Origin of the sequence: Anabaena sp. UHCC 0187, from assembly GCF_009712035.1 — a bacterium.
GTDB lineage: Bacteria > Cyanobacteriota > Cyanobacteriia > Cyanobacteriales > Nostocaceae > Dolichospermum.
The window spans coordinates 50,482-72,270 of record NZ_VILB01000004.1 but is presented as its reverse complement, the minus strand read 5'-3'; the positions used below and the strand labels follow the sequence as shown (position 1 = coordinate 72,270).

22 protein-coding genes are annotated in these 21,789 nt (G+C 35.5%); 12 read left to right on the top strand and 10 right to left on the bottom strand.

Annotated features, from left to right (window positions below; genetic code table 11):
- Positions 1-112 precede the first annotated feature (112 nt).
- From FJR11_RS04070 to FJR11_RS04050, 5 genes are all read left to right on the top strand, one after another.
- Positions 113-349: a type II toxin-antitoxin system HicA family toxin gene (locus tag FJR11_RS04070; protein ID WP_168502442.1), complete on the top strand. Its 237-nt coding sequence runs from the start codon at positions 113-115 to the stop codon at positions 347-349.
- A 1-nt stretch (position 350) separates the two neighbouring features.
- A complete protein-coding gene (locus FJR11_RS04065) occupies positions 351-752 on the top strand; it encodes a type II toxin-antitoxin system HicB family antitoxin (protein WP_168502441.1) in 402 nt (133 codons plus the stop codon).
- A 546-nt stretch (positions 753-1,298) separates the two neighbouring features.
- Positions 1,299-1,961: an ATP-dependent Clp protease proteolytic subunit gene (locus FJR11_RS04060; RefSeq protein ID WP_168502440.1), complete on the top strand. Its 663-nt coding sequence runs from the start codon at positions 1,299-1,301 to the stop codon at positions 1,959-1,961.
- Positions 1,962-2,090: 129 nt separating this feature from the next.
- The gene (locus tag FJR11_RS04055) at positions 2,091-2,684 is read left to right on the top strand and encodes an ATP-dependent Clp protease proteolytic subunit (RefSeq protein WP_015083128.1); all 594 of its coding nucleotides are present in this window, start codon (positions 2,091-2,093) and stop codon (positions 2,682-2,684) included.
- A gap of 104 nt (positions 2,685-2,788) precedes the next feature.
- A complete protein-coding gene (locus FJR11_RS04050) occupies positions 2,789-3,394 on the top strand; it encodes a J domain-containing protein (RefSeq protein WP_168502439.1) in 606 nt (201 codons plus the stop codon).
- Between the two features lie 43 nt (positions 3,395-3,437).
- On the opposite strand, the gene FJR11_RS04045 is transcribed toward FJR11_RS04050, so the two are convergent.
- Positions 3,438-4,769 (bottom strand): Rieske 2Fe-2S domain-containing protein, encoded by a 1,332-nt coding sequence (locus FJR11_RS04045; protein ID WP_168502438.1) that lies wholly within the window; start codon positions 4,767-4,769, stop codon positions 3,438-3,440.
- An 87-nt stretch (positions 4,770-4,856) separates the two neighbouring features.
- Between FJR11_RS04045 and FJR11_RS04040 the strand changes: the two genes are divergently transcribed.
- The 3 genes from FJR11_RS04040 (at position 4,857) to FJR11_RS04030 (ending at position 6,158) form a co-directional block, all read left to right on the top strand.
- On the top strand, positions 4,857-5,117 hold the full coding sequence (locus FJR11_RS04040) for a MoaD/ThiS family protein (RefSeq protein WP_168502437.1): 261 nt from the start codon (positions 4,857-4,859) through the stop codon (positions 5,115-5,117).
- Between the two features lie 37 nt (positions 5,118-5,154).
- Positions 5,155-5,562 carry a hypothetical protein gene (locus FJR11_RS04035; protein WP_168502436.1) on the top strand — a complete coding sequence of 136 codons (408 nt, stop codon included), beginning with the start codon at positions 5,155-5,157 and terminating at the stop codon, positions 5,560-5,562.
- Between the two features lie 290 nt (positions 5,563-5,852).
- Positions 5,853-6,158 (top strand): hypothetical protein, encoded by a 306-nt coding sequence (locus tag FJR11_RS04030; protein ID WP_168502435.1) that lies wholly within the window; start codon positions 5,853-5,855, stop codon positions 6,156-6,158.
- Between the two features lie 141 nt (positions 6,159-6,299).
- Here the strand turns inward: FJR11_RS04030 and FJR11_RS04025 are convergent, their stop codons facing one another.
- From FJR11_RS04025 to FJR11_RS03985, 9 genes are all read right to left on the bottom strand, one after another.
- Positions 6,300-7,811: a response regulator gene (locus FJR11_RS04025; RefSeq protein ID WP_168502434.1), complete on the bottom strand. Its 1,512-nt coding sequence runs from the start codon at positions 7,809-7,811 to the stop codon at positions 6,300-6,302.
- A gap of 34 nt (positions 7,812-7,845) precedes the next feature.
- Entirely contained in the window at positions 7,846-8,886 is a 1,041-nt protein-coding gene (locus FJR11_RS04020) for a chemotaxis response regulator protein-glutamate methylesterase (RefSeq protein WP_371417449.1), read from the bottom strand.
- Positions 8,887-8,910: 24 nt separating this feature from the next.
- Positions 8,911-11,622 (bottom strand): hybrid sensor histidine kinase/response regulator, encoded by a 2,712-nt coding sequence (locus tag FJR11_RS04015; RefSeq protein WP_168502432.1) that lies wholly within the window; start codon positions 11,620-11,622, stop codon positions 8,911-8,913.
- Positions 11,623-11,670: 48 nt separating this feature from the next.
- A complete protein-coding gene (locus FJR11_RS04010; RefSeq protein WP_168502431.1) occupies positions 11,671-12,465 on the bottom strand; it encodes a chemotaxis protein CheW in 795 nt (264 codons plus the stop codon).
- A 19-nt stretch (positions 12,466-12,484) separates the two neighbouring features.
- Positions 12,485-14,344, bottom strand: a complete 1,860-nt coding sequence (locus FJR11_RS04005; RefSeq protein ID WP_168502430.1) for a methyl-accepting chemotaxis protein — start codon at positions 14,342-14,344, stop codon at positions 12,485-12,487.
- Between the two features lie 50 nt (positions 14,345-14,394).
- On the bottom strand, positions 14,395-15,678 hold the full coding sequence (locus FJR11_RS04000; RefSeq protein ID WP_168502429.1) for a protein-glutamate O-methyltransferase CheR: 1,284 nt from the start codon (positions 15,676-15,678) through the stop codon (positions 14,395-14,397).
- A complete protein-coding gene (locus FJR11_RS03995) occupies positions 15,659-16,141 on the bottom strand; it encodes a chemotaxis protein CheW (RefSeq protein WP_168502428.1) in 483 nt (160 codons plus the stop codon). Before FJR11_RS03995 ends, FJR11_RS04000 begins: the two co-directional genes overlap by 20 nt.
- Positions 16,142-16,228: 87 nt before the next feature.
- Positions 16,229-17,572, bottom strand: a complete 1,344-nt coding sequence (locus FJR11_RS03990) for an O-antigen ligase (RefSeq protein WP_168502427.1) — start codon at positions 17,570-17,572, stop codon at positions 16,229-16,231.
- Positions 17,554-18,396 carry a YaaW family protein gene (locus tag FJR11_RS03985; RefSeq protein WP_168502426.1) on the bottom strand — a complete coding sequence of 281 codons (843 nt, stop codon included), beginning with the start codon at positions 18,394-18,396 and terminating at the stop codon, positions 17,554-17,556. The genes FJR11_RS03990 and FJR11_RS03985 overlap by 19 nt, the downstream gene beginning before the upstream one ends.
- 596 nt (positions 18,397-18,992) lie before the next feature.
- Here FJR11_RS03985 and FJR11_RS03980 point away from each other — a divergent pair.
- From FJR11_RS03980 to hpsE, 4 genes are all read left to right on the top strand, one after another.
- Positions 18,993-19,367 carry a hypothetical protein gene (locus tag FJR11_RS03980; protein WP_168502425.1) on the top strand — a complete coding sequence of 125 codons (375 nt, stop codon included), beginning with the start codon at positions 18,993-18,995 and terminating at the stop codon, positions 19,365-19,367.
- A gap of 202 nt (positions 19,368-19,569) precedes the next feature.
- The gene (locus tag FJR11_RS03975) at positions 19,570-19,947 is read left to right on the top strand and encodes an STAS/SEC14 domain-containing protein (RefSeq protein WP_168502424.1); all 378 of its coding nucleotides are present in this window, start codon (positions 19,570-19,572) and stop codon (positions 19,945-19,947) included.
- Positions 19,948-20,143: 196 nt separating this feature from the next.
- On the top strand, positions 20,144-20,773 hold the full coding sequence (locus FJR11_RS03970; RefSeq protein ID WP_168502423.1) for a bifunctional 2-polyprenyl-6-hydroxyphenol methylase/3-demethylubiquinol 3-O-methyltransferase UbiG: 630 nt from the start codon (positions 20,144-20,146) through the stop codon (positions 20,771-20,773).
- 10 nt (positions 20,774-20,783) lie between these two features.
- Positions 20,784-21,755, top strand: a complete 972-nt coding sequence (gene hpsE, locus FJR11_RS03965; protein WP_168502422.1) for a hormogonium polysaccharide biosynthesis glycosyltransferase HpsE — start codon at positions 20,784-20,786, stop codon at positions 21,753-21,755.
- Positions 21,756-21,789: the final 34 nt, after the last annotated feature.

Sequence of the window (21,789 nt, the reverse complement as noted above, 5' to 3'; positions counted from 1 at the left end):
AAAATTCTATATTGAAATTGATACTATATATGATATCATCAGAATAGCAAAATAAACCTGCCAGCGAAGGACACAAACATGAAAAAATTTAAAATTACCAGGTGTTTAACCTATGACTCAGTTAGACAAACTAATTCAATTATTTCTCTCTTATCCTGTTGAAATAAGATTTGAAGACGTAAGACGTATTTTAATAGCATTCGGTTTTGAAGAAGTTCGATCTAAAGGAAGTCATCATACTTTCCGTCATGAGGATGGACGGATACAAGTTGTACCCAAGAAAGATGGGCAAAAAGTAAAAGGAATTTATATTAAGCAGATTGTAAAACTGCTCAGATTAGAGGAGTAGTATGTCTAAGAAAAATAAAACTGAACGTGAGTCACTGGAATTTTACTTGAATTTGAAATATCCAGTTACACTTTATCCTGATCCTGATGGGGGATATGTAGCAGAAGTTAAAGACCTTCCTGGATGTATGACTCAGGGAGAAACAACAGACGAAACGTTATTTAATATTGAAGAAGCACGTAGTTTGTGGATAGAAACAGCCTACGAATATGGGGATGAAATTCCCTTACCCTCAACTCAAGTTCAATACAGTGGTAAGGTTTTATTACGTATACCTCGATCATTGCATGAGAGATTAACAGAAAATGCAGATAAAGAAGGAGTTAGTCTTAATCAATATCTTGTGTTTTTGTTAAGTGAAAGAAATGCTGTTAAGTCTCTGAAAATGGTAAATGTTAAGTAGAAATCTTTTGATCTAAGTTAAGATTTTGGTTAAACTTTCACTCTCAAAAATTTGATGAATACTAATAGCGATCGCTAGTTAACACCAAATGCGATCGCTATTTTGATTAAACTTTGTTTATTGCATTCTGAGCTTAATGAAATTAGGTTAAAATCCAAGTAAGTAGGTAAACATAATAAAAACGATATATGTTTAGTTTTGTGAAAACCGTGAAACGACATATTTGCAAGGCATTTGTTGAATTTACATTTCGTCATATACATTTAATTTTTTCTGTTTACCTACTTATTGGCAATTTTAGGTATAAAAACTAGCCACACCCAAAGGTAGAGAAAATATAGCGGTTCTTGGTGGGATGCCATACAATTGAGGGCGCAGACCCTGCGCCCCTACATTCTGTTGTAATTGGCATAATTGGTACTCAATACCCAAATATTTTAAAATTTAGCTTTTTTCACCATCAGGGAGAAATCCACACCCTAAATTGGGTGAGCATCGCGCTAGGATGTAATACATTAACGGCATAGTTTCAGGCGATTAGTTGCTATGGATATTTCTCACCTCAAGGCTGTGCAAGCCCCCTATTCCGGCGATAGTTCCTACCGGACACCGCCGCCAGATTTACCGTCCCTACTATTGAAGGAGCGGATTGTGTATCTGGGTATGCCACTTGTTCCGTCTGTTACGGAATTAATCGTCGCTCAATTGCTGTATTTGCAGTCCGATGATCCCGAAAAACCAATTAAAATCTACATCAACTCTACAGGTACTTCTGGTTACAGTGGCGAACCTATCGGTTTTGAAACCGAAGCCTTCGCTATCTATGACACTATGAAATATATCAAGCCTCCTATCCACACCATTTGTATTGGTTCGGCTATGGGTATGGCGGCGATGATTCTTAGTGCGGGGACAAAAGGCTGTCGTGCTAGTTTGCCCAATTCTTCTATTATCCTGCATCAGCCTAAGAGCTACGCCCAAGGACAGGCGACGGATATTCAAATTCGTGCTAAGGAAGTTTTGGCAAATAAAGCTTCAATGCTGGAAATTCTCGCCCGGACGACTGAACAAGACATGGCGAAAATTAGCAAGGACATGGATCGTCTGTTCTACATGACCCCTGACGAAGCTAAGGAGTATGGTTTGATTGACAGAGTTTTTAGGAAGGATGAACTCGCTAATCCCCCACTCCCTGCAAGTGTGCTTTAAATAGGTAATGGGTAATGGGTAATGGGTAATTGGTGATTGGTAAGAAGATATAGCTTCATCTGACCATTAACCACTAACCACTGACAACTGACCACTGACAATTAACTAATTACAAACGGAGTACCGCAAATGCCTATAGGCGTGCCTAAAGTTCCTTATCGGATGCCCGGTGGACAATATACAGATTGGATTAGCATTTATGACCGTCTTTATCGGGAAAGAATTATTTTCCTAGGAAGAGATGTAGATGACGAAATTGCTAACCAAATCATTGCTGTCATGCTGTATCTGGATTCCGATGATCCAGGGAAGGATATTTATTTGTATATCAATTCCCCCGGTGGGATGGTGACATCTGGTTTGGCAATTTATGACACCATGCAACATATCAAGTCTGATGTGGTGACAATCTGTGTCGGTTTAGCTGCTTCCATGGGATCTTTCCTGTTGGCTGCGGGAACAAAGGGTAAACGCATGGCCTTACCTCACTCCCGGATTATGATTCACCAACCTTCTGGTGGAACTCGCGGACAAGCTTCTGATATCGAAATCGAAGCTAGAGAAATTCTGCGAATTCGGAGTCAGTTAAATCAGATTTATGCTGATAATACTACTCAACCTTTAAGCAAGATTGAAAAAGACATGGATCGTGACTTTTTTATGTCTGCTCAAGAGGCTAAGGAATACGGTTTAATTGATCGTGTGATTGAAGAACGTATTTAAATAGGGCAAAATGATTCAAAATTCAAGATGTAAAGTTCAAAAATATGAGTTTCTCATTTTGAATTTTTAGTTTTGAATTTTGAATTGGAGTCAAGCAAAGCAACATGGATCTTCAAGATTATTACCGGATATTAGGTTTAAGGTCGGGAGCTTCTTTTGCTGATATTAAAGCGTCCTATCGCCGATTGGTACAGCAATATCATCCTGATATTAATCCAAATGATCTCAAAGCTAAAGACAAATTTATTGCGGTGACTGAGGCTTATAAATTTCTGCAAATGGTTTTACCACCGGAGGAAATTAAGCCACAGCCTAGTGAGATAAAAATTAATGTTTCTAGTGCTACAGAAGTTAAAACTCAACCAGCAGCAGCAAAAACAACGGTTATATCTCACCCACCAAATTTAGAGGATATAGAACAACGGTTAAAGTGGAAGACTTATGAACAGTTACAGCGATTTTTACAGGAAAGACGTTTTCCCCAAGCGATCGCTCTAGCAGAGGCTTTAATGGCACGTTTACCAGCAGATGCGGAAGTGCGTCAATGGTTAGCGATCGCTTATCAAATCTGGGGACGAGCTTTAATTACAGAAAAGCAACTTCCAAAAGCCAGAATTTATCTGAAAAAAGCCCTGAAAACCGATCCATATAATAAAGCTTTGTGGAATGAAGTTCAGCGAGACTTTCAACGTTTGGAATTGAAACTTTAGATAATTGTTAATGGGTAATTGGTAAGAGTTTATTATTCATTCTTTATTTCTCAGCGTGGATATAATCTACAAAATAGAATTTAGGAATGAGAGAAAATTTCAGCCAACTGTAAGCTGCTAAACCTAAAAGTCCGGTAATTACTAATGGGAAACCTAGCTGAAAACGCCAATGATCAGGTAATACAGCAACTCCAGATATAATAATTACAAAATATGCTAAAAGTCCTATTTGTAACCGTTCTAAATTTTTAACTGCTGTTTTACAACTACTACAATGCTGGGTATGTTGTTTATATCTATCGAGAACTTCAGCCCGATTTTCATTAATAGTTGTAGGTTCACTACCATTAATTCCTATTTCTTGCCAAGGTAATTTACTTTGACAATGTTTATCAAACCAATTGCGAAATTCAATTACTAATTTATCAGCATTTGTGGGTAATTTATAAGCTGTTTTCCAACTTTGGGTTAATTGTTTTTGTTGTAAATAGTATTCTTGTTGTTGCAGAAAAATCATATCTCCATCTAATACTAGATGTCTCTCATTAATATGATTCCACCAACGGGGTATAATCCGATGTAGGGTTTTAGCAAAGTTGCGGGGAAATTGAGCAACAATTCTCGATTTACCAGGAGATACGGGAATACAATAAACAACTAAACCTAGTTTCTTTCCCGTATTACCAATACTAATTGCATATTCTAATCTACAAGGTGGTTCAAATGTAATTGTTGTGGGTAAACCTCTCGCAATATCTACTTCAATTAAATCCATAGTTGATTTAACTATGTTAATAGGTATAGGTCTAGCTTTGTCTCTATTACCTTGGACTCCATGATGAGAAAAGGGTACATGAGCAGGATCTGCTACATTTTCTATTAATGTTTGCCAATCGTATGCTAAATCTCGAACATAACTAGACCAAACAAATCCTTTTTCTGCGTCTATTTGTGGTGATAAAGGTAAAGGTGTATTTTCAGCTATTGCTGCTGTTGTTTCATCTGGCCAAACCCAAAGTATTTCCTGTTGTTGACGAACTGGAAAGGAAATCACACAAAAATTTTCTGGATTTTTGGTGAGAATTTCTGGGTTTTCTGCTTGGGGAATGCGTTGACAAATACCATTTTCATTAAATTCCCAACCATGATAACTACACATTAAGTTACCTGTTTTATCTTCGATTCTGCCTTCGCTTAATGGTGCGAGACGGTGAGGACATTGATCTAAAAATACTCGATATGTTTCCGATTTGCTAGGTTTCCAAATTACTAATCTTTTGCCTAATAATGTGATAGGCTTTGGTTTTTGGGGTTCTAAGTCTTCTATGGGGATGAGAGGATACCACTGTTGAAAAAAGTTAAATTGTTCTGTCATTGTTTCTGGGTTTTAATTAAATAAGTAAGTTTATCCTATTCTCTGCTATAAATTAATTATATAAAAAAATGTGGACAAGTTGATATTATGTCTAATGCGGCAATTACTGTAACTGTAAAGTTATTTGCGATTTATCAAGAAGTTTATGGGGTGAACGAGTTAATGTGGGATTTTCCCCATGGTACATCTGTTCAAGCTGTGTGCGATCGCTTAATTAATGAACATCCTCGGCTAACTCCCTGGCGTGATCTTACCAGATTTGGTATCAATTTACAATTTGTGTCACCGCAAACAATATTACAAAATCATGATGAAGTTGTGTTAATTCCTCCTGTCAGTGGTGGTTAATGATGATCAATTCAAATACATTGATAAAAGATAAAATATGATTAAGTGGATTTTTACAACAATTTTAATAATTTGCTTAACAGCTTGTAGTAGTATTGCTTTATTACCAACACCGGAGTTAGTGCAAAAAGCGATCGCACTGCAACTAGAACAAACCCAACAGCAACTTAACCAACAACTAGATTTAAACTTCCAAAAATTTAATATTCAACGGATATCTATTACTCAAGAACAACCCCTCACCATTGAAAACTTACCAGCTTATCGGGTACAGGGAAATTATGATTTTACTGTGAAATTACCAAAACGTAGTTTTAAACAAGTTCAAAAACACTTTGAAGTTTATCTACAAATTCAGAAAGAAGGTAAAAGTTGGCGGTTATTAATACCAGAAAAAAACCGTCAAGATCCTCAATCAAAATGGCATAGTTACTTAATTCTTTGATTTGATTATTTTTGGTTATGGTATTTATCTTATCAAAAATATAAAATAATTTTATAACTTGATGTAGCCTATTTGTATTAAAATAAATGTACATTAGCTGATATGATCAGTATTCTAACCGCATTAAAAAATATATCAATCTCAGATTTAACCTGTGATATATGCTTGTTTAAGGTTAGACTCTAAATATATGGGAAAAAAATACTTCTTTCCTTAATTATTGTAAAATTCACTTAACAAACAAAGATTTAGTTTGAGACAGTGCTATCAAATACAAAGGAGAAATAACAGTGACAGAAAATAATCAGGATCAGAGTGGTAATACTGAAGAAACTTCTCAGGGAACTATCATAGTTGCTGGAATGCGTCCCATTACCACCGGGACATTGCAAGTAGTTGATACCTTCAACTCGATGGGAATTCGTCCCATAGGTGCAAACACATTTCAAGTAGTTGATAGTATTAACTTGTCTGGTATTCGTCCCATTGCTTCTAGTGCATTGGTAGTTGCTGACAACTATTCTGTATTCGGAAATCGGCCAATAGCGCCAAATACCTTTGATGATTCCGAAATTTTGATGGGTTTTCTAGATTAGTTACAAAGTTAAGAATTCAGGAGTGAATTATCCAACATTCTGAATTCTGGAATTACTAATTATTGTGACTATATTTTTCTCAACCTAGTTTTATCAATAAACTAGGTTTTTTTATTGGGTAAATATCTAAAATAGATGCAGTTATTTTTCCGTAAAGTACCAAATACCATCCCAATTTTCTGGCTTACCATTTTCTAACAAATAATTTACCCGACTTAAATATAAATCGGCGGTTTTATCAGCAGTATTCATAGTTAAAACCTTTTCAAAATATTCTTTTGCTTTGTCAAAATTACCAGTACGATAATATTCTAATCCTTGTTCAAAACTTGGCTGAGTTTGGAGTTTAATAAATCTCACCGTATCAATTTCTGCATCTAATACTTCATAAACAGCAATTGCTTCACTTCTCCCTTTCACAACTACCTGATCTAAAAAGCGAATTTGGTATTTACCAGGGTTACTGAGATTATCTAACGCCTGTTCAGAAATCAATAAAGAGACACCATAAAATTTTGTCAATCCTTCCAAACGGGCTGTTAAATTCACATTATCAGAAAAGGCATCTCCCTGCATTCGGTTTTCTTCCCCAACCATTCCTAACATCATGTGTCCAACATGAATACCAATCCCAATTTTAATAGGAATATAACCATTTTCTACCCGCTTTTTATTATATTCTTCTACCCGTTTAAGTTTAGAAACACCAGCAGCTATAGCATCATCAGCACCATCAGGAAAAACTGCCATCATGCCATCACCTAAAAATTTTACTATCAATCCATAGTTATTACGAATTTCGGGACTAACTCGTTTGAGGTAAGCATTAACAAAATTAAAATTATCCTGGGGTGTCATTCCTTCAGAAAGAGTGGTAAAGGAACGAATATCACTAAACATGACAGCCATGCTTTTACTAACATGATCACCTAATTTCACATCAGTAATGCTTTCTTTACGCAAAAATCGTAGATATTCATTAGGTACATACCGTCCATAAGCTTTTAATAAAGACTCTAATTGGGTGTTAGCATTGGTGAGTTCTTTTTCCCTTGTCTTTACTGTTTTCACCATATTAGTAAACACCCTGGCTAGTTGTCCTAATTCGTCGCTACGTTTAGCAACCTCTTCTAAAATATCAGGTTGAAAAGCATCTTTTTCCACATCAGAAGCGGCAGTTGTCACCTTACCAACTTGCTCAATATATGCAGCTTGACGCATAATTTCTGCTTTAAATAAAGCCTCTGCTTCTTGACGTTTGAGAAAGTTAATATAAGCTTTGGAATGATAACGAATTCGAGCGATTAATTCCATGGCATTTGGCAGTTTTACCAAGTAGTCATTTGCCCCTAATTCAAATGCTTTAGCTTTGATAGTTGGATCTTCTTTACTGGAAAGAACAATTAAGGGAATATGAGCAGTAGAACAATCTTTAGAGCGCAAAAATTTGACTAATAATAACCCTTCCATTTGGGGCATTACTAAATCTTGAAGAATAACTGTAGGCTGACATTCTTTAGCGGTTTTGATGGCTTTGGTAGGGTCGTTACAGTAGTGAAAAACGATATCGGATTCAGGTTTAAGCATTCGATGAATGGCTTCACCGATGATAGATTGATCGTCTATGAGTAAAACTGTAATTTGTTCTTCCATAGTTAGGTAATTGGTAATTAAGAAAATTTATCTGTCATTTATTTGAAAATTTTTGTAAATTTGTGGCTATCCCCTCTAAAGATAATACCTGAACAGCAGCATTTAATTCTACAGCGGCTTTGGGCATTCCGTAGACAATACAACTTTCTTGATTTTGGGCAATTGTATGCCAACCTTGGAGTTTTAACGCATTTAATCCTTCTGCACCGTCTTTACCCATACCTGTGAGTAAAATTCCTGTTCCTTTCTTTTGCCAATGTTGGGCAAGACTGTGGAAAAATACATCTACAGAAGGACGATAAGGGTAATCAAGGGGATTTTTGGTATAGGCTAAGGTTAAATCTGGTTTTAAGCAGAGATGATCATTTGTTCCTGCTATTAAAACCGTACCTTTTTGCAAGCGATCGCCTGCTACTGCTAACCTTACTGGTAAAGGTGTTTGCTGGTTTAACCAGTCGGCAAAACTGCTAGAAAAATGGCCATCAACGTGCTGGACAATAGCAACAGCAGCATTAAAATTAGTTGGTAGTTTTGATAAAATCGTAGCTAGTGCTTTAGGTCCGCCAGTGGAAGAACCAATTGCCACTAATTCCAGTGATGTAAATATTGGATTTTGACTTCCTGATTTTATTTTGCTGATTGTTGAACTCTTTTTAATTAACTTGGCAATTCTAGCTATTTTATTTAGTAATTTATCAGTCATATCTGCATATTTTTCTGTATCCATTACTGGAGTATCAACAACATCTAAAGCCCCGTAACCCATTGCTGCATAAACGTGCGAAATATTATCTTTTGTACTTTTAGTGACAATAAGAATGGCACAAGGAGAATATTTCATAATATGTTGGGTTGCTGCTACCCCATCCATCACCGGCATTAGTAAAGCCATCAAGATTAAATCAGGGGTATTTTCTTGACATTTACTAATAGCTTCTTTACCATTTTTAGCAGTCCAAATTAATTGATAGTATGGTACAGATTGGACAATCCGCCGTAGTGTGTTTAGAGAGATAACTGTATCATTAACAATGGCAATTTTCATATAGGGAATTAGTAATTTGTAATTGGTCACTAACAACTGACAACTGACAACTGACTATTGACCAATTAAATCAATTACTGCATTAATTAAAGTATCGTCATGAAAACTACTCTTAGTTAAATAATAATCAGCCCCAGCTTCTAAACCCTGCATTCTATCTTCTTCTCTGTCACGATAAGAAATAATAATCACAGGTAAATCATGTAAACGGGGATTATTTTTGATTTGCTTGACTAATTCAATGCCATTCATTCGGGGCATATCAATATCACTAATGACTAAATCATATTCCTTAGTACGAACTGCATTCCAACCTTCCACACCATTAACAGCAGTATCTACTTGATAACCACGATTTTCTAATAGTTTGCGTTCCATTTCTCGCACAGTAATAGAGTCATCAACAACCAAAATTTTGCGCGGTTCAGTAAAGCTTTCTAATTCAGCTTGCATCATCACCTTAGATAAATTCCCATCTTTGAGGATGGCATCCATAGAACGGACTATATCAGAAATATCAACTATCAAAATAGGTGAACCATCTCCTAATAAAGCAGTAGCACTAATATCAGGAACTTTACCTAAGCGGGGATCTAGGGGTCTAACAACTAAATCTCGCTCACCTAAAAACTTATCTACTACTAAGCCATAGGTACTATTTTGATCACTAATCACAACAATAGAAACTGCGCCATTTTGCTGTTTTGGTGTTGGTAATTCTAACACCTGATGAGCAGCAATCAATCCAATATTTTGGTTATTCATAGTGAAATATTGCCGATTTTCTACATCAGTAATTTCGGATCTTTCTAAAGTAACGATTTGGTCAATTCGCGCCAAAGGAATAGCATAGGGTTTGCCAGAAATTTCTACTAATAGTGTTCTAACTACTGACAAAGTCAGCGGCAGTTGAAAATGAAAACTTGTGCCTTTTCCCAGTTGAGAAGTTGCCCGGACTGTTCCCCCTACATCTTGTGCCATACTTTTGGCAATATCCAAACCTACACCCCGTCCAGAAATTTCCGTTACCTGTTTAGTTGTGGAGAAACCAGGTAAAAATAGAAATTCTATCAACTCTGCATCTGAGAGTTGGGCAGCCATATCTAATGTGAGTAAATTCTTATGAATGATTTTCTGACGTAATTCTTCATGATTGATACCTTTGCCATCATCACTAATAGTAATTGCTAACATTCCCCCACGATGAAAGGCTTCTAAACGAATTGTCCCTTCAGGGGATTTACCGGAGGAAATGCGGTTTTCTGGAGGTTCAATGCCATGATCTAGAGCATTTCTAAGAATATGAGTTAAAGGTGCTTCTAATTTTTTGAGAATATCCCGATCAACAGGTGTAGATTTGCCGAGAATTTCTAACTTTATCTGTTTATTTAAGTTTCGTGCTAAATCCCGAATCATGCGAGGAAAACTTTGTAACCCGTCTTCAAAAGGTCTCATGTGGGAATTAATTACTTCCCGATAAAGACGATCTGATAAACTAGCAGTCCGACGCACATATAACTCTAATTCACCTAATTGATCGCCGATATAATCAATACATTCCTGTTTTTGCTGTCGCGCTTGCACTAAATATTCTTTTCCCTCTTGCTCATATAAGTTCTGATCAAGAGATTCTTGTAATTGTTCTAAACTGCGGGAAATTTCTAACATCCGCGACTTTAGAGACATCATCGAATCAGCAAAAGGTTGTAACCAGTTAGCCTCAATTAATGATTCTCCCGCTAAACCCATAATCCGATTCAAATTATCAGCACTTACCCGCACCACACGGTCTTGATTGTTTTCAGTATTTTCCACTTCACGAGTAGCAACTGGGGATTGAGAATTAGGGACTAGGGATTGAGAACTGGGAATGGGGGATTGGATATCAAGTATCTGTGCCTTGTGATTTCTGACTCCCGGTTGTAAAATTGCGGCTACATGATCACGAATATTTCTGAAATCGGCTTGATGTTGTCTTAACCAACCTAGTAGTTCTGCATTATTCAGTTGACTAATACTTTGCAACAAATCCACACCTTGCAACAATAAATCTACATCATTGGGAGTTAAATTAATGGTTTTCTCTTGGGCTGCTACAAAACAATCTTCCATGACGTGGGCTAATTCTACTACTTCATCTAACCCAACAATTCTGGCTGCACCTTTGATAGAATGAGCCGCTCGCATCAATGCTTCTAATTCCTGTACTGATTGAGGCTTGTTTTCTATTACTAATAATCCATGATTGAGGATGGTAACTTGTGCTTCAGCCTCCAACTTGAATAAATCCATCATCGAATCATTATCGCTACTCATCTGTGGTACTTCTACAGGAGTAGGAACAGCAGGAGGAGAATTATCTATTATCTGTTCCTTTGTAAGTAAATTAGCAATTGTTTTCTGAGTAGTTTGCCAATCCCAAGCGCGATCTGTTATCCATGTATCTAAATTACCTTTAGCCGCTTTACTCATATCCAAAAGTAAATCGCTGGCATGAAGTAAGGTATCAATTTCTTCTTCTTTTAAGGTAATACTTTGTTTTTGAACAGCAATTAAGCAATCTTTTATTAATTGCACTAAGTGGGAAGCTGCTTCCATTTCCACAATGCGGTTAGTTCCCCACAGAGAATGAGCCGTTTTTATTCCTTGCTCAATTTCATGCTGAGAAACTGGCTGAGTTTTTAATAAAGAAAGACATTGTTTCAGGATAGTAATATTAGTTTCTACTTCCTGACGAAACAGTTCCAAAATGGTGTATTCGCTCATAAGTATGTGGGTATTGGGGATTAGGAATAGAAGTTTATGAATTACGAATTACAAAATTTTGTGATTGAGGGTATAAAATAATAAATCAGAATCAAGATAATTTATTTTCTTACCTTCCCAGTAGACAATTCCTTTGGTGTAACCTGCTTCGGATTTGCTAATAACAACGGGTACATCTTGCAATTCGTTAAGGTGAAAGCGGAAAATTCCATGGACTTCATCTACTGGAAATACCCATTTATCCTCTCCTTGTCCAGCGACAATCATCCGTTGCAGATTAATTGGTTTAACTGGGGATTTAGGTTCTTGATTTGGTTTATTGTTAATATTCTCCTGAGTTGGTTGGATATGTAAAAGATAACTTAGAGAAGCACAAAGTAAGGTTTCCCCACGAATGTTTACCAAACCTAAAAATAATTCGTTGCTGCGATGGGGTAGAGGTTGAATGATGCAAGGATGGGTAACTTCTTGCAACATTTTAACTGGTAAGCCTAATTGCTCTTTTCCGAGTCGAAATATAATGATAGAAACAGCTTCGGCAGTGCGAATAATTGCTTCATTACTGTCGGAAATATGAGGAGTTATGGATGTTTCTTCGAGAATGTTAATCCAGTTTTCTAGATAATCTGCTGGTGGTTCTCTTTCTAATAAACTATCACCCACTGCGGCATAAACTGGACATTCATAGCAATGAATAACGGTTTTTAACTCGCCACAAGTGCGATCGCCTTTTACGCCAATTTGGTTCCAGCAATCATTGAAAACTGGTGGTTCAATATTGACAGTATTTAATATTGAACCATTGTTTTCTTTAGCATTGCTGACATAGCTATCTTCTTTCATCAGCATTTCCTTTTTTTACTTAATTTTTCACGTGAAAATGTGAAATTTCTGAGCGTAATAATTGTGCTGCTTCTTCCAATTGTTCCAAAGCACCATTAGTTTCTCGCAAAGCATCAACAGTTTGTTGGGAAGCATCCGTTAATTGTTCCATTGCTTCACTAATTTGTGTTGCTCCCTGAGACTGTTCTTCCATACTTTCACTTACTTGGATAAATTGCGGTGGTAAGCTTTGTACTTGATTGATAACTTTACCAATTTGGTTACTAATTCTATTTACCTGTTCAACACTATTATTCACAGAGTTGTTGAATTTATCCATTTCCATTACACCCACAGAAACAGCCGATTGCATATCTTTAACAATTTGCTCAATTTCTAAAGTTGCCACCGCAGTTTGATTTGCTAACCGCCGAATTTCTCGCGCTACTACTGCAAAACCTGCACCATATTCTCCCGCTTTTTCTGCTTCTATAGCGGCGTTTAAGGACAAAATACTGGTTTGATCGGCAACTTTAGTAATTGTGACAATGACATTATTAATATTGCCGGCTTTTTTATTCATTATTCCTAATTTGGAAGTAATCGAATTTGTCGCTTCTGTTAATTGCCGCATGGTGTTTTCCATTTCTTGTAATTCATTGCGGCTTTCACTTGCACCAGCAGCAGTTAGTTTTGTCATATCTGCTACTTGATCCATCATTTTCACTAAATTTCTGGAGGTAGCAGCAATTTCTTGAGCAGTAGCAGCAACCTCATTTGTAGAAGCTAATTGTTCTGTGACTGTGGCTTCTAATTGTTTTCCAGAAGCGGCAATTTGTGTACTGGAAGTGGTAATTTGCACCCCTGAATGTTGAATCCGGCGAATCAAAGAATTTAAATCCTTGTTCATGGTGTAAAAGGCATTTTGTAATTTACCTATTTCATCTGTTCCTTCTGCTGGCTGAATTTGTGTTGTTAAATCACCACTGGATATTGTTTGGGCAATATTCACTAACTCACCAATCTTAGATGCGACTGTGTAAAAAGCAGTTTGTAGTTTACCTATTTCATCTTGTCCATCAGCTAATTGCATCTGTGCGGGAGAATTACTATTAGCTATAGACTTAGAAACTTTGACTAATTCTTCCACATTTTTGACAATTGGTTTACTAAAAACAAATCCAAAGACAACGGCAGTTATAGGACCAATTACCAATGCAAGTAACAACAAAAATGAACCAGATGCTGCATCTTTCTGTGCTTGTTGATAAGTTTCCATACCAACTTTTTCATTAAGTTGGATATTTTTAATGAGTAATTCTTTAGCTCCATCAAATAAAGGGCGATTACCCAGAGCTTTTTCTCTTAATTGTGATAAAAAATTATTTGCTCTTCTAACTAATTGTATTTCTGGACTATTGGCTTGATTTGATTTAATTAATTCTAGCTCCCTAGCAAGTGGACTAAGAATACCCATGCTTTGAAACTGTTGATTCATTTCCATCAATGTTTCATGATTCTTTTTCCACTCATCCCAAATATTCTGGAATTGAGCATATAATTTCTTTTCTTCATCAGTTTTATCTGTTACTTCGTATTCTTTAAATCCCCCATCAATTTGTTCCCATGCTTTCTTTATTCTTATTACTTGAGCATTTCTTTGTTCTAGGTTGAGATGGTCTTTTAGTAAAGCCCGTTCTGAAGATTGGATCTGGGTTTGCCCTTCATTTATTTTCCACAACCCTGAAATACTGGGAACAGTATTTGTACTTAAAACATTGATAGCATGACTTAGGCGTGTATTCACACTCCAGCCGATTATAGCTACAATTAAAACAATTAAACCAATAAATAAAAATCCACTAATTAAACGAGCTTGTAAACTTAAATTCTTTAGCATAAAATACCCTAATTTTTTAGTTTAAATGAAATTTATTGAGATTCATTATCTCACAATTGTTGTAATCTTTGTAATCTTTGCCGTAAAATTTTTGCTTTGCTTATATCTCCTCTTTCTTCTGTGAGTAAAGTTAAATGTAGTAAAGCCTCTGAGTTTTTTGGATCAAGGTAAATGGCTTTTTGGAAGCATTCTTCTGCTTGTAATTCTCGTTTTTGAGCCTGATAAATCTCGCCAAGCAAAAGATATGCTTCTGCATTGGTTGAATTGTTGTATAAATAGCTTTGACATTGTGATGCAGCTTCTGTTAAATTACCTTCATTAGCTAAATTACGAATTGTATTTAGAGTATGATCAATTCTTTCTGTTACCTTGGTTGCTATATTTTTATTTTCTATATTTTGGTTATTATTGATTTGGGAGTTTTCAAGTGAAACTTGAGGTATTTGTGTGGATTTAATTGCTGGTGTTAGATATTTTTTATGCTCTTTTGGCTTGTGATCATCTAGAGATGAGTAATGTAAATTGGTATTTTCTGTATTTGTGAGTTTTTTTCGTCCTACAAACACACCATCTAACCGAATTATTTCTAAGCCTAAATTAGCTAATTCTCCTGTTTCTGATGCTCCAACTAAGATTAAACCTGCCGTCTTTAATAAACGATTTAAACTTTTTAAAGTTATTTTTCTAGATAATGAATCAAAATAAATTAAAACATTCCGACACAAAATAATATCATAGGATTGTCTATTCAATAAAAACTGAGAATCAAGCAAATTACCTTGACTAAAGTTAACACTAGTTTTTACATAATCAGATATTTGATACTCTTTATTTATAGGTTTAAAGTAGCGGCTTTGAAATTCTAAGTTATGTCCTCTAAAAGAATTACAACTATAAATTCCTCTTCTTGCTTTAGCTAAAGATTTGTTACTAATATCTATGGCATCAATATGAAACTGAGTTGGTTTTAAGCCTAAATCTAATAATGTCATAGCCAGAGAATAAGGTTCTTCTCCAGTAGAACAAGGAACACTTAATAAGCGAAGTTTGCTGTGGTGAAATTTATTTAACCATTGAGAATTAACATAGTTGATCAGAGCATGATAAGGTTGACTATCACGAAAAAACCAAGTTTCAGGAACAACTATCAATTCCACTAATTCATTAAATTCTTCGGTGGAGTTCTGTAAAATTTGTAAATAATCATTTATATTACTGACACCACAGATAACACGACGAGTTTCCACAGCTTTAACAATTTTTCTAGAACCAATAATATTGGCATCAATGCCGATTTTTTTGCGTAATAAGTTCTCAATTTCTAGACAACTCATTTATAAAACCTTCTCCCCCTGTTAATAAGTAGGTATTTTGAACATCAGTAAACAATTGTTCCAAGTGAATGCGCTGAATTATTCCTTTTTCATCCATTAATATTCCACCTAAATATGGTGCTTCTTTCACCCGAATACCAGAATCTACAAAAGCGGTTTCTGGTTTATTTAAAGTTTCTGTAATCTTTTCAGCAATTAATCCTAAGTATTGTTGTCCATCATGCTGACTAGGGTAGCTTACCATAATAATGCGGGTACTGAGACAAAAGCGGCTAAGTGTACCACGAATTAAATGACACAAATCTATGACCGGGACAATTTTACTCCGGTAATTAAATAAACCAGCAACATATTCGGGGACATGATGTACTTTTCTTAACGCTACTCTAGGGATAACTTCCACTACACGAGAACTTTCGATAGCATATAAATCTTTACCAATGTAGAAAAGCAGCATTAACATGATAGTCAAACTGAAGGTAATTGTAAATATACTATCATAGTATGTTTCTTATACTACTTTTCCCTATATAGCGGCAAGAGTGTAATTTTAATTATCTCTCGATTGATGACGGGATTGATATTGATAGATAACTCCGCATAATGCAGCGACAAAAACCCAGGAAAGAGTATTTAACCGAATATCAAAAGTAGTGACATCAACAGTATTAAATAATATCCATCCTATAAAGGTGATCAGATAACTAAAAAAGATTAAGCGATTTTCTGGTTCTAAAGATGCAGAGATTTCCGACTTCTTGAAAAAGTCGGGGATCTTGTTAATAAATAAAAGTTGACTAGCGGTAATTAATATCCAAGTTAATAAACCACAAAATATCAAAGTAGTAATTAAACCAGTTTCCGCAGACAGCATTAAAAATAGGTTATGGGGATGGTTGACATCAATTTGCATTTGGGTTTTATACAGTCCACCAAAACTACGTAAACCCGAACCAGTTATAGGGTGTTGCTGAGTTAAATTCCAGGCAAATTCCCATTGGGTTTTCCGCATTAATGCCACTGGTCTACCAGGAAACATATCATCATTTAACCGCGCCCAAATGCCGTAGGGAACAAAGTTGCGGAAAAATTGGGCTATAGGTAAAGGTGCAAAAGCTGCCAAGAAAAAACTACTGGTAATACTGACAACCGCAGCCACAATTAATCGCCAACCTTGATATAAAGTGTATGCTAAACAGGCAAAAATAGTTATTCCCCAACCATTCCGAGAATTGGTTAAAACTATGGCGATAAAGTTAGCAAATACCGTGATTGTCAAAAAGATAATCAGGCGATTTTTTTGCTTGAGTTTGTGAAAATTTTCTAGCCATAAGCCTAAACCCAAAATAAAAATAGTTACTAAATATGCAGCTAAAATATTCGGGTGCATGAAGTTAGAAGCCATGCGTCCTGATAATGATTTTTCAGGGGCAACTATCCAATCAAAGACAATCCATAAAACCTGAAATTGGAAATTCCAACCGAGAAATAATTGCCCAAAACCTATTATTAAAATAGGTACAGAACCAAACACCATTATCCAAGAAATTTGTCGTAATTGAGCAGGTGTTTGCACCAGGGAAGTGAGTCCCGTAAAAAAGAAAAAGAAGGGTAATAAGTTAAATAAACCTAAAAAAGCCTCTAATTTGTGAGAGGCAAATCCGGTGGTAATGAGTAGTAAGATACTCAAAATAGCAAATCCCTTGTGAATTGGGCGGTTACTAATAATATGGTGTTGTTTGCGCCAAGTTAGCAATGATGCCACAACTATAGAAATACCGCCCAAAAATGGACTCAGGGGGAAAGATAGTAATCCAAATTGCAGCCAATTCCAAGGGGTTTGTAAGCGATAATTTGGATGATAAAAACTTTTATTTAAGCTAGTTCCCAACATTCTGTACGGGTAAGACGAATTTGCGCGAGGGTGAAGACTGTAGGAATAATTCTCCCATAGTTTGTGGCGATCGCTTTCCAACCTAAATCAGCAAAAAACCAAGCCCACATCACTGGACCGACAAAAGCAAACGCACTGCGAACCGCACCATAACGGGCTGCACTCATGGTCATACCCCGACGGGACATTTGTAAAGCTAGATAGTTTTGAAACTGTTTGGTTGCTAATCCTGTACCTGTAATTGCTGCTTCTTTAGCTACTTGATAGGTAGCAAAATGAATAGCAAATTGACGGGCGATTTGTTGCAAAACAAAAGGTTGGATTACAGAAGTTACAGCCAAGGCACTACCACCTTTAAATATTAATCCTAAAGGATCACGTTGTAATGATAATGGTAATGGTTGTTTAAGTTTTGATTGTGCTAATTGACGTTGGACATTAATAGTTAGTTGTTGCTTTTCCTGTTTTGGTAGCTTTTTCCAAACTTTTCCCAGGAGATGCAAAAATACTTCTGCTTCTAAATCAATTGTTGTTAGTTCTTGATAATATTGAATTTTCAAATATTTACATACTTGAATTAAAGCTTGTCGGTAAGTTACTTGATTAGTGCGTCCCCGTAATACTGTTATCCCGTCAGCAGCTAAAAAACGAAAGCGATTTTCTATTGTATCTAACCAAGCTTGACGATCTTGGCTTTGCACTGTCATGGGTTCGGGTGTGCGAACATAATCTAAGGGGTTAAACTTGCGACTAAACAGAATTGCTGTTAAGTCCTGTAGTTCCTCTTCGGTGGCTAGTTCCAATACCGCCCTGAGTTCTTCCAATTTCCCTTCCTCTCTTCGGTGCAGCTGATCTGTAACCTATTCTACTATCTTGTCAATCAAAAATTTTTCCATAACCACTAGGTTTAGGCTATCGGGTATCAGAAAAATATTTCTGAGTTTTTGGTTATTATCAAGGGTCAATTCATGATTCAACAATTCAAAAATAAATCAGAAATTTTCGTAATTTATATAAGTAATGTAACGTACATAATGAGTTGGAAATCACTGTGATTTTGACTATTATTAAGATAGATGATTGTTGCTGAAAATTGATCCCTAATGGTTAATACTGCGTTTTGTATAGTTTTTTGGCAAATTCATAGGAATTTGCAATAATTACTATTGTGGGCATAAAACCATCATATTTGTGAAAAAATTGGTTAATACTTAGGTTTCTTTTAAATAAGAAGTATAAATATTCATCAGTTTAACTAAAACATTAATGATGGACTAGTACCATAGGGTAGAATTCACAATAGCTTAACGACGGAAGTACAAAATCTAGTCATTAAGCCTTTGCTATACATTTGGGGTAATGGCAGTAAAAACTTTGTTGTCCAATTTTATTCACTTCAAGAAAACAGGAGATACAAATTATGGAAACAGTAGTTAAACTCACGGAACAATCAGTTATCGGTGAAATTAATAGTGTGTTAGATACATATCCATACCAACCGTATCAACAGACTTTTGCAATTCCTGATTTACGTCAAGAGCTAATTTCCTTTGTTATTCAGCGTCTTCCTGGCTTTAACAGCCAAATTGCTGATAGTTTACTAATAAATGATGATGACAAAGTTAACTCTTTTCATAACAAGTTATCTCGTCATCCTTTAGAGCAAAAAATACACTTACAAAAGTTAATTCATCAAGGTATTTCCTCGATTATCAGAGACAAATCAGATTGGATTAGTAATTACCTTTGTGAAACAATTGAACCAAATTGTCAAACCTCCTATTGGTTTGGATAAAGTCTGCGTCCCAAACTTAACATTAATTTACAAAAAAAAGACTTTACTTAACATTTAATTTTTTAGTGCGGTGTGCTTGAACTTTCATCAATCCCAGGTTTCCATTATTACAAGAGAACTACCACATCGCACTGATTTTCTCTTGGTAAAGATACCAGAAACTTGATAAGATATTGGCAATATAGCTGCTGAGTTAAAAACAATGCCAAGTATAAACGTTGAAGTGCAATTATCTTCAGAGCAACTGTTTAAAGCTGTTGAACAATTAACCCAACCAAATTTAGAGCAGTTTCTCTCTCAAATTGTGGTTTTGTATACTCACAAAGCAGCAGCCTCTTTGGTGGAAAATGAATCACAATTATTTGTGCAGTCACATCAACATATGATTATAGATAATAATGAAAAATTGATAGACAAAACAGAAGTAGAATCATTAACCAAAGAAGAATATAAAGCCTTATTATATCTAGGTGAGCAAATAGATAGACTACAAGCACAACGCATAGAATATATGGCAGAATTGGCAAAAATACATGGTATTTCTTTAACTAAACTCATGGAAAATTTAGGACTTGAGTAGAGATTTAATAGGTAATTGGTGAGACTGAGTTAAGTTTTAATACAAAAGCACACATATCCGTACTTGCTAGTATAAAATTGTTAGAAGTTTGATCAAAACTGTAAATTGTAGTAACTTATAGAGCGATATGTAACTTGCTACGAGTGGAAAGAGTTGATTTTGTTTTGTACCAGATAGTTGAGCAAAGTGTTGTATTATGGAATTAATCACGTCTCTAAACCTTAGAAACTCAGAATACTTTTCTAAACATAGGTTTATTAGTTACCATCACCAGTTACGCCTATTATTTTCACTTGGTAAACAGGTGAAAAACGTCCTGGAAATCGGAATTTTTAATTCTCTGTTCACAGATATTCTGAAAAGGAATGACTATAAGGTCACTACCGCTGATATTGATCCTCATCTTAACCCAGACATAATTTTGGATCTTACACAGGATTTTACACTACCAAAAGACACATTTGATGTGATTGTCCTGTTTCAGGTTCTAGAACATCTTCCCTATGAGCAATCAGAATTGGCATTGGAAAAACTCGCAGTGTCAACAAAAAAATACTTGTTGATCTCTATTCCCTATAATACTGAACACTTAGCAATACAAGTAAAATTTTCTTTTCTGCGTAGGTCAAGGCATTTATTAATTAATGTTCCTAAGTTTTGGACTAAAAAGCCTTTATGTGACCAACACTATTGGGAAATTGGACTGAAAGGATATTCCAAACAGCGGTTTTTAAATTCCGTTGTCAAAGCTGGTTTAACTGTAAAACACGAATTTATAGACCCTACCAATCCATACCATTATTTCTTAATTTTACAAAAAAACTGAGTTTTTAATTATGTCTTTTGACTTGACTGTTGCCATACCTACCTATAATGGGGAAAGCCGTTTACCCAAAGTTATAGAGCATTTGCAAAAGCAACAAGGTATAGAAAACCTGAATTGGGAAATTTTAGTTGTTGATAATAACAGTATAGATAGCACAGCACAGTTAGTTAAAAATTACCAAACTAACTGGAATCAGCCATATTTGTTAAAGTATTTATCAGAGAGCCAACAAGGTGCAGCCTTTGCTAGAGCTAAAGCTATTCAAGAAGCTCAAAGTGAAATTATCTGTTTCTTAGATGATGATAATTTACCCGCACAAAATTGGATTTTAGAAGCTTATAAATTTGCTGTCAATAATCCCCAATCTGGAGCTATAGCCAGCAGAATTAAGGGTGATTTTGAAGTAAATCCCCCAGAAAACATTAAACCAATCATATTTTATTTAGCAATTACGGAAAGAGGTGAAAATCCCCATTTATTTCAACCTCGAAAACAGGGGTTTCCCCCAACTGCTGGGTTGGTAGTGCGTCGTCAAGCATGGCAAGATAACGTTCCCAAAAAACCTTTTTTTATTGGTAGAATTGGTTCATCAATGTTAGGTAGTGAAGATGCAGAAGCTTTATGTTATATCCAAAAAGCTGGGTGGGAAATTTGGTATAATCCAGCTATGCAAATAGAGCATCTTATCCCAGCATCACGGTTAGAACGAAATTACTTAATTTCTCTCATGCAATCCGTTGGTTTAACTCGTCATCATTTACGAATGCTAATATTACCAAATTGGCAAAGACCTTTTGCTTTTTTTACCTATCTTATTAATGATATACGCAAATTTGTGTTATATTATATTCGTTACCATAGTTTAATAAATAGTGATACTGTTACCGCTTGTGAAATGGAACGATTAAGAGCTACTATAATTAGTCCTTTTTATTTAGAAACTTTAAAAATTAGAAGATTTTTCCAAAAATTCATCACGTAATTACAGCACTTTGTGCAACGGTTTGGTACAATAG

Bases quoted from the DNA above. Each gene is read 5' to 3' on its own strand.
- FJR11_RS04070 (WP_168502442.1), top strand. From the start codon at position 113: ATGACTCAGTTAGACAAACTAATTCAATTATTTCTCTCTTATCCTGTT.
- FJR11_RS04065 (WP_168502441.1), top strand. From the start codon at position 351: ATGTCTAAGAAAAATAAAACTGAACGTGAGTCACTGGAATTTTACTTG.
- FJR11_RS04060 (WP_168502440.1), top strand. From the start codon at position 1,299: ATGGATATTTCTCACCTCAAGGCTGTGCAAGCCCCCTATTCCGGCGAT.
- FJR11_RS04055 (WP_015083128.1), top strand. From the start codon at position 2,091: ATGCCTATAGGCGTGCCTAAAGTTCCTTATCGGATGCCCGGTGGACAA.
- FJR11_RS04050 (WP_168502439.1), top strand. From the start codon at position 2,789: ATGGATCTTCAAGATTATTACCGGATATTAGGTTTAAGGTCGGGAGCT.
- FJR11_RS04045 (WP_168502438.1), bottom strand. From the start codon at position 4,769: ATGACAGAACAATTTAACTTTTTTCAACAGTGGTATCCTCTCATCCCC.
- FJR11_RS04040 (WP_168502437.1), top strand. From the start codon at position 4,857: ATGTCTAATGCGGCAATTACTGTAACTGTAAAGTTATTTGCGATTTAT.
- FJR11_RS04035 (WP_168502436.1), top strand. From the start codon at position 5,155: ATGATTAAGTGGATTTTTACAACAATTTTAATAATTTGCTTAACAGCT.
- FJR11_RS04025 (WP_168502434.1), bottom strand. From the start codon at position 7,811: ATGGAAGAACAAATTACAGTTTTACTCATAGACGATCAATCTATCATC.
- FJR11_RS04015 (WP_168502432.1), bottom strand. From the start codon at position 11,622: ATGAGCGAATACACCATTTTGGAACTGTTTCGTCAGGAAGTAGAAACT.
- FJR11_RS04010 (WP_168502431.1), bottom strand. From the start codon at position 12,465: ATGAAAGAAGATAGCTATGTCAGCAATGCTAAAGAAAACAATGGTTCA.
- FJR11_RS04005 (WP_168502430.1), bottom strand. From the start codon at position 14,344: ATGCTAAAGAATTTAAGTTTACAAGCTCGTTTAATTAGTGGATTTTTA.
- FJR11_RS04000 (WP_168502429.1), bottom strand. From the start codon at position 15,678: ATGAGTTGTCTAGAAATTGAGAACTTATTACGCAAAAAAATCGGCATT.
- FJR11_RS03995 (WP_168502428.1), bottom strand. From the start codon at position 16,141: ATGTTAATGCTGCTTTTCTACATTGGTAAAGATTTATATGCTATCGAA.
- FJR11_RS03990 (WP_168502427.1), bottom strand. From the start codon at position 17,572: ATGTTGGGAACTAGCTTAAATAAAAGTTTTTATCATCCAAATTATCGC.
- FJR11_RS03980 (WP_168502425.1), top strand. From the start codon at position 18,993: ATGGAAACAGTAGTTAAACTCACGGAACAATCAGTTATCGGTGAAATT.
- FJR11_RS03975 (WP_168502424.1), top strand. From the start codon at position 19,570: ATGCCAAGTATAAACGTTGAAGTGCAATTATCTTCAGAGCAACTGTTT.
- FJR11_RS03970 (WP_168502423.1), top strand. From the start codon at position 20,144: ATGGAATTAATCACGTCTCTAAACCTTAGAAACTCAGAATACTTTTCT.
- hpsE (WP_168502422.1), top strand. From the start codon at position 20,784: ATGTCTTTTGACTTGACTGTTGCCATACCTACCTATAATGGGGAAAGC.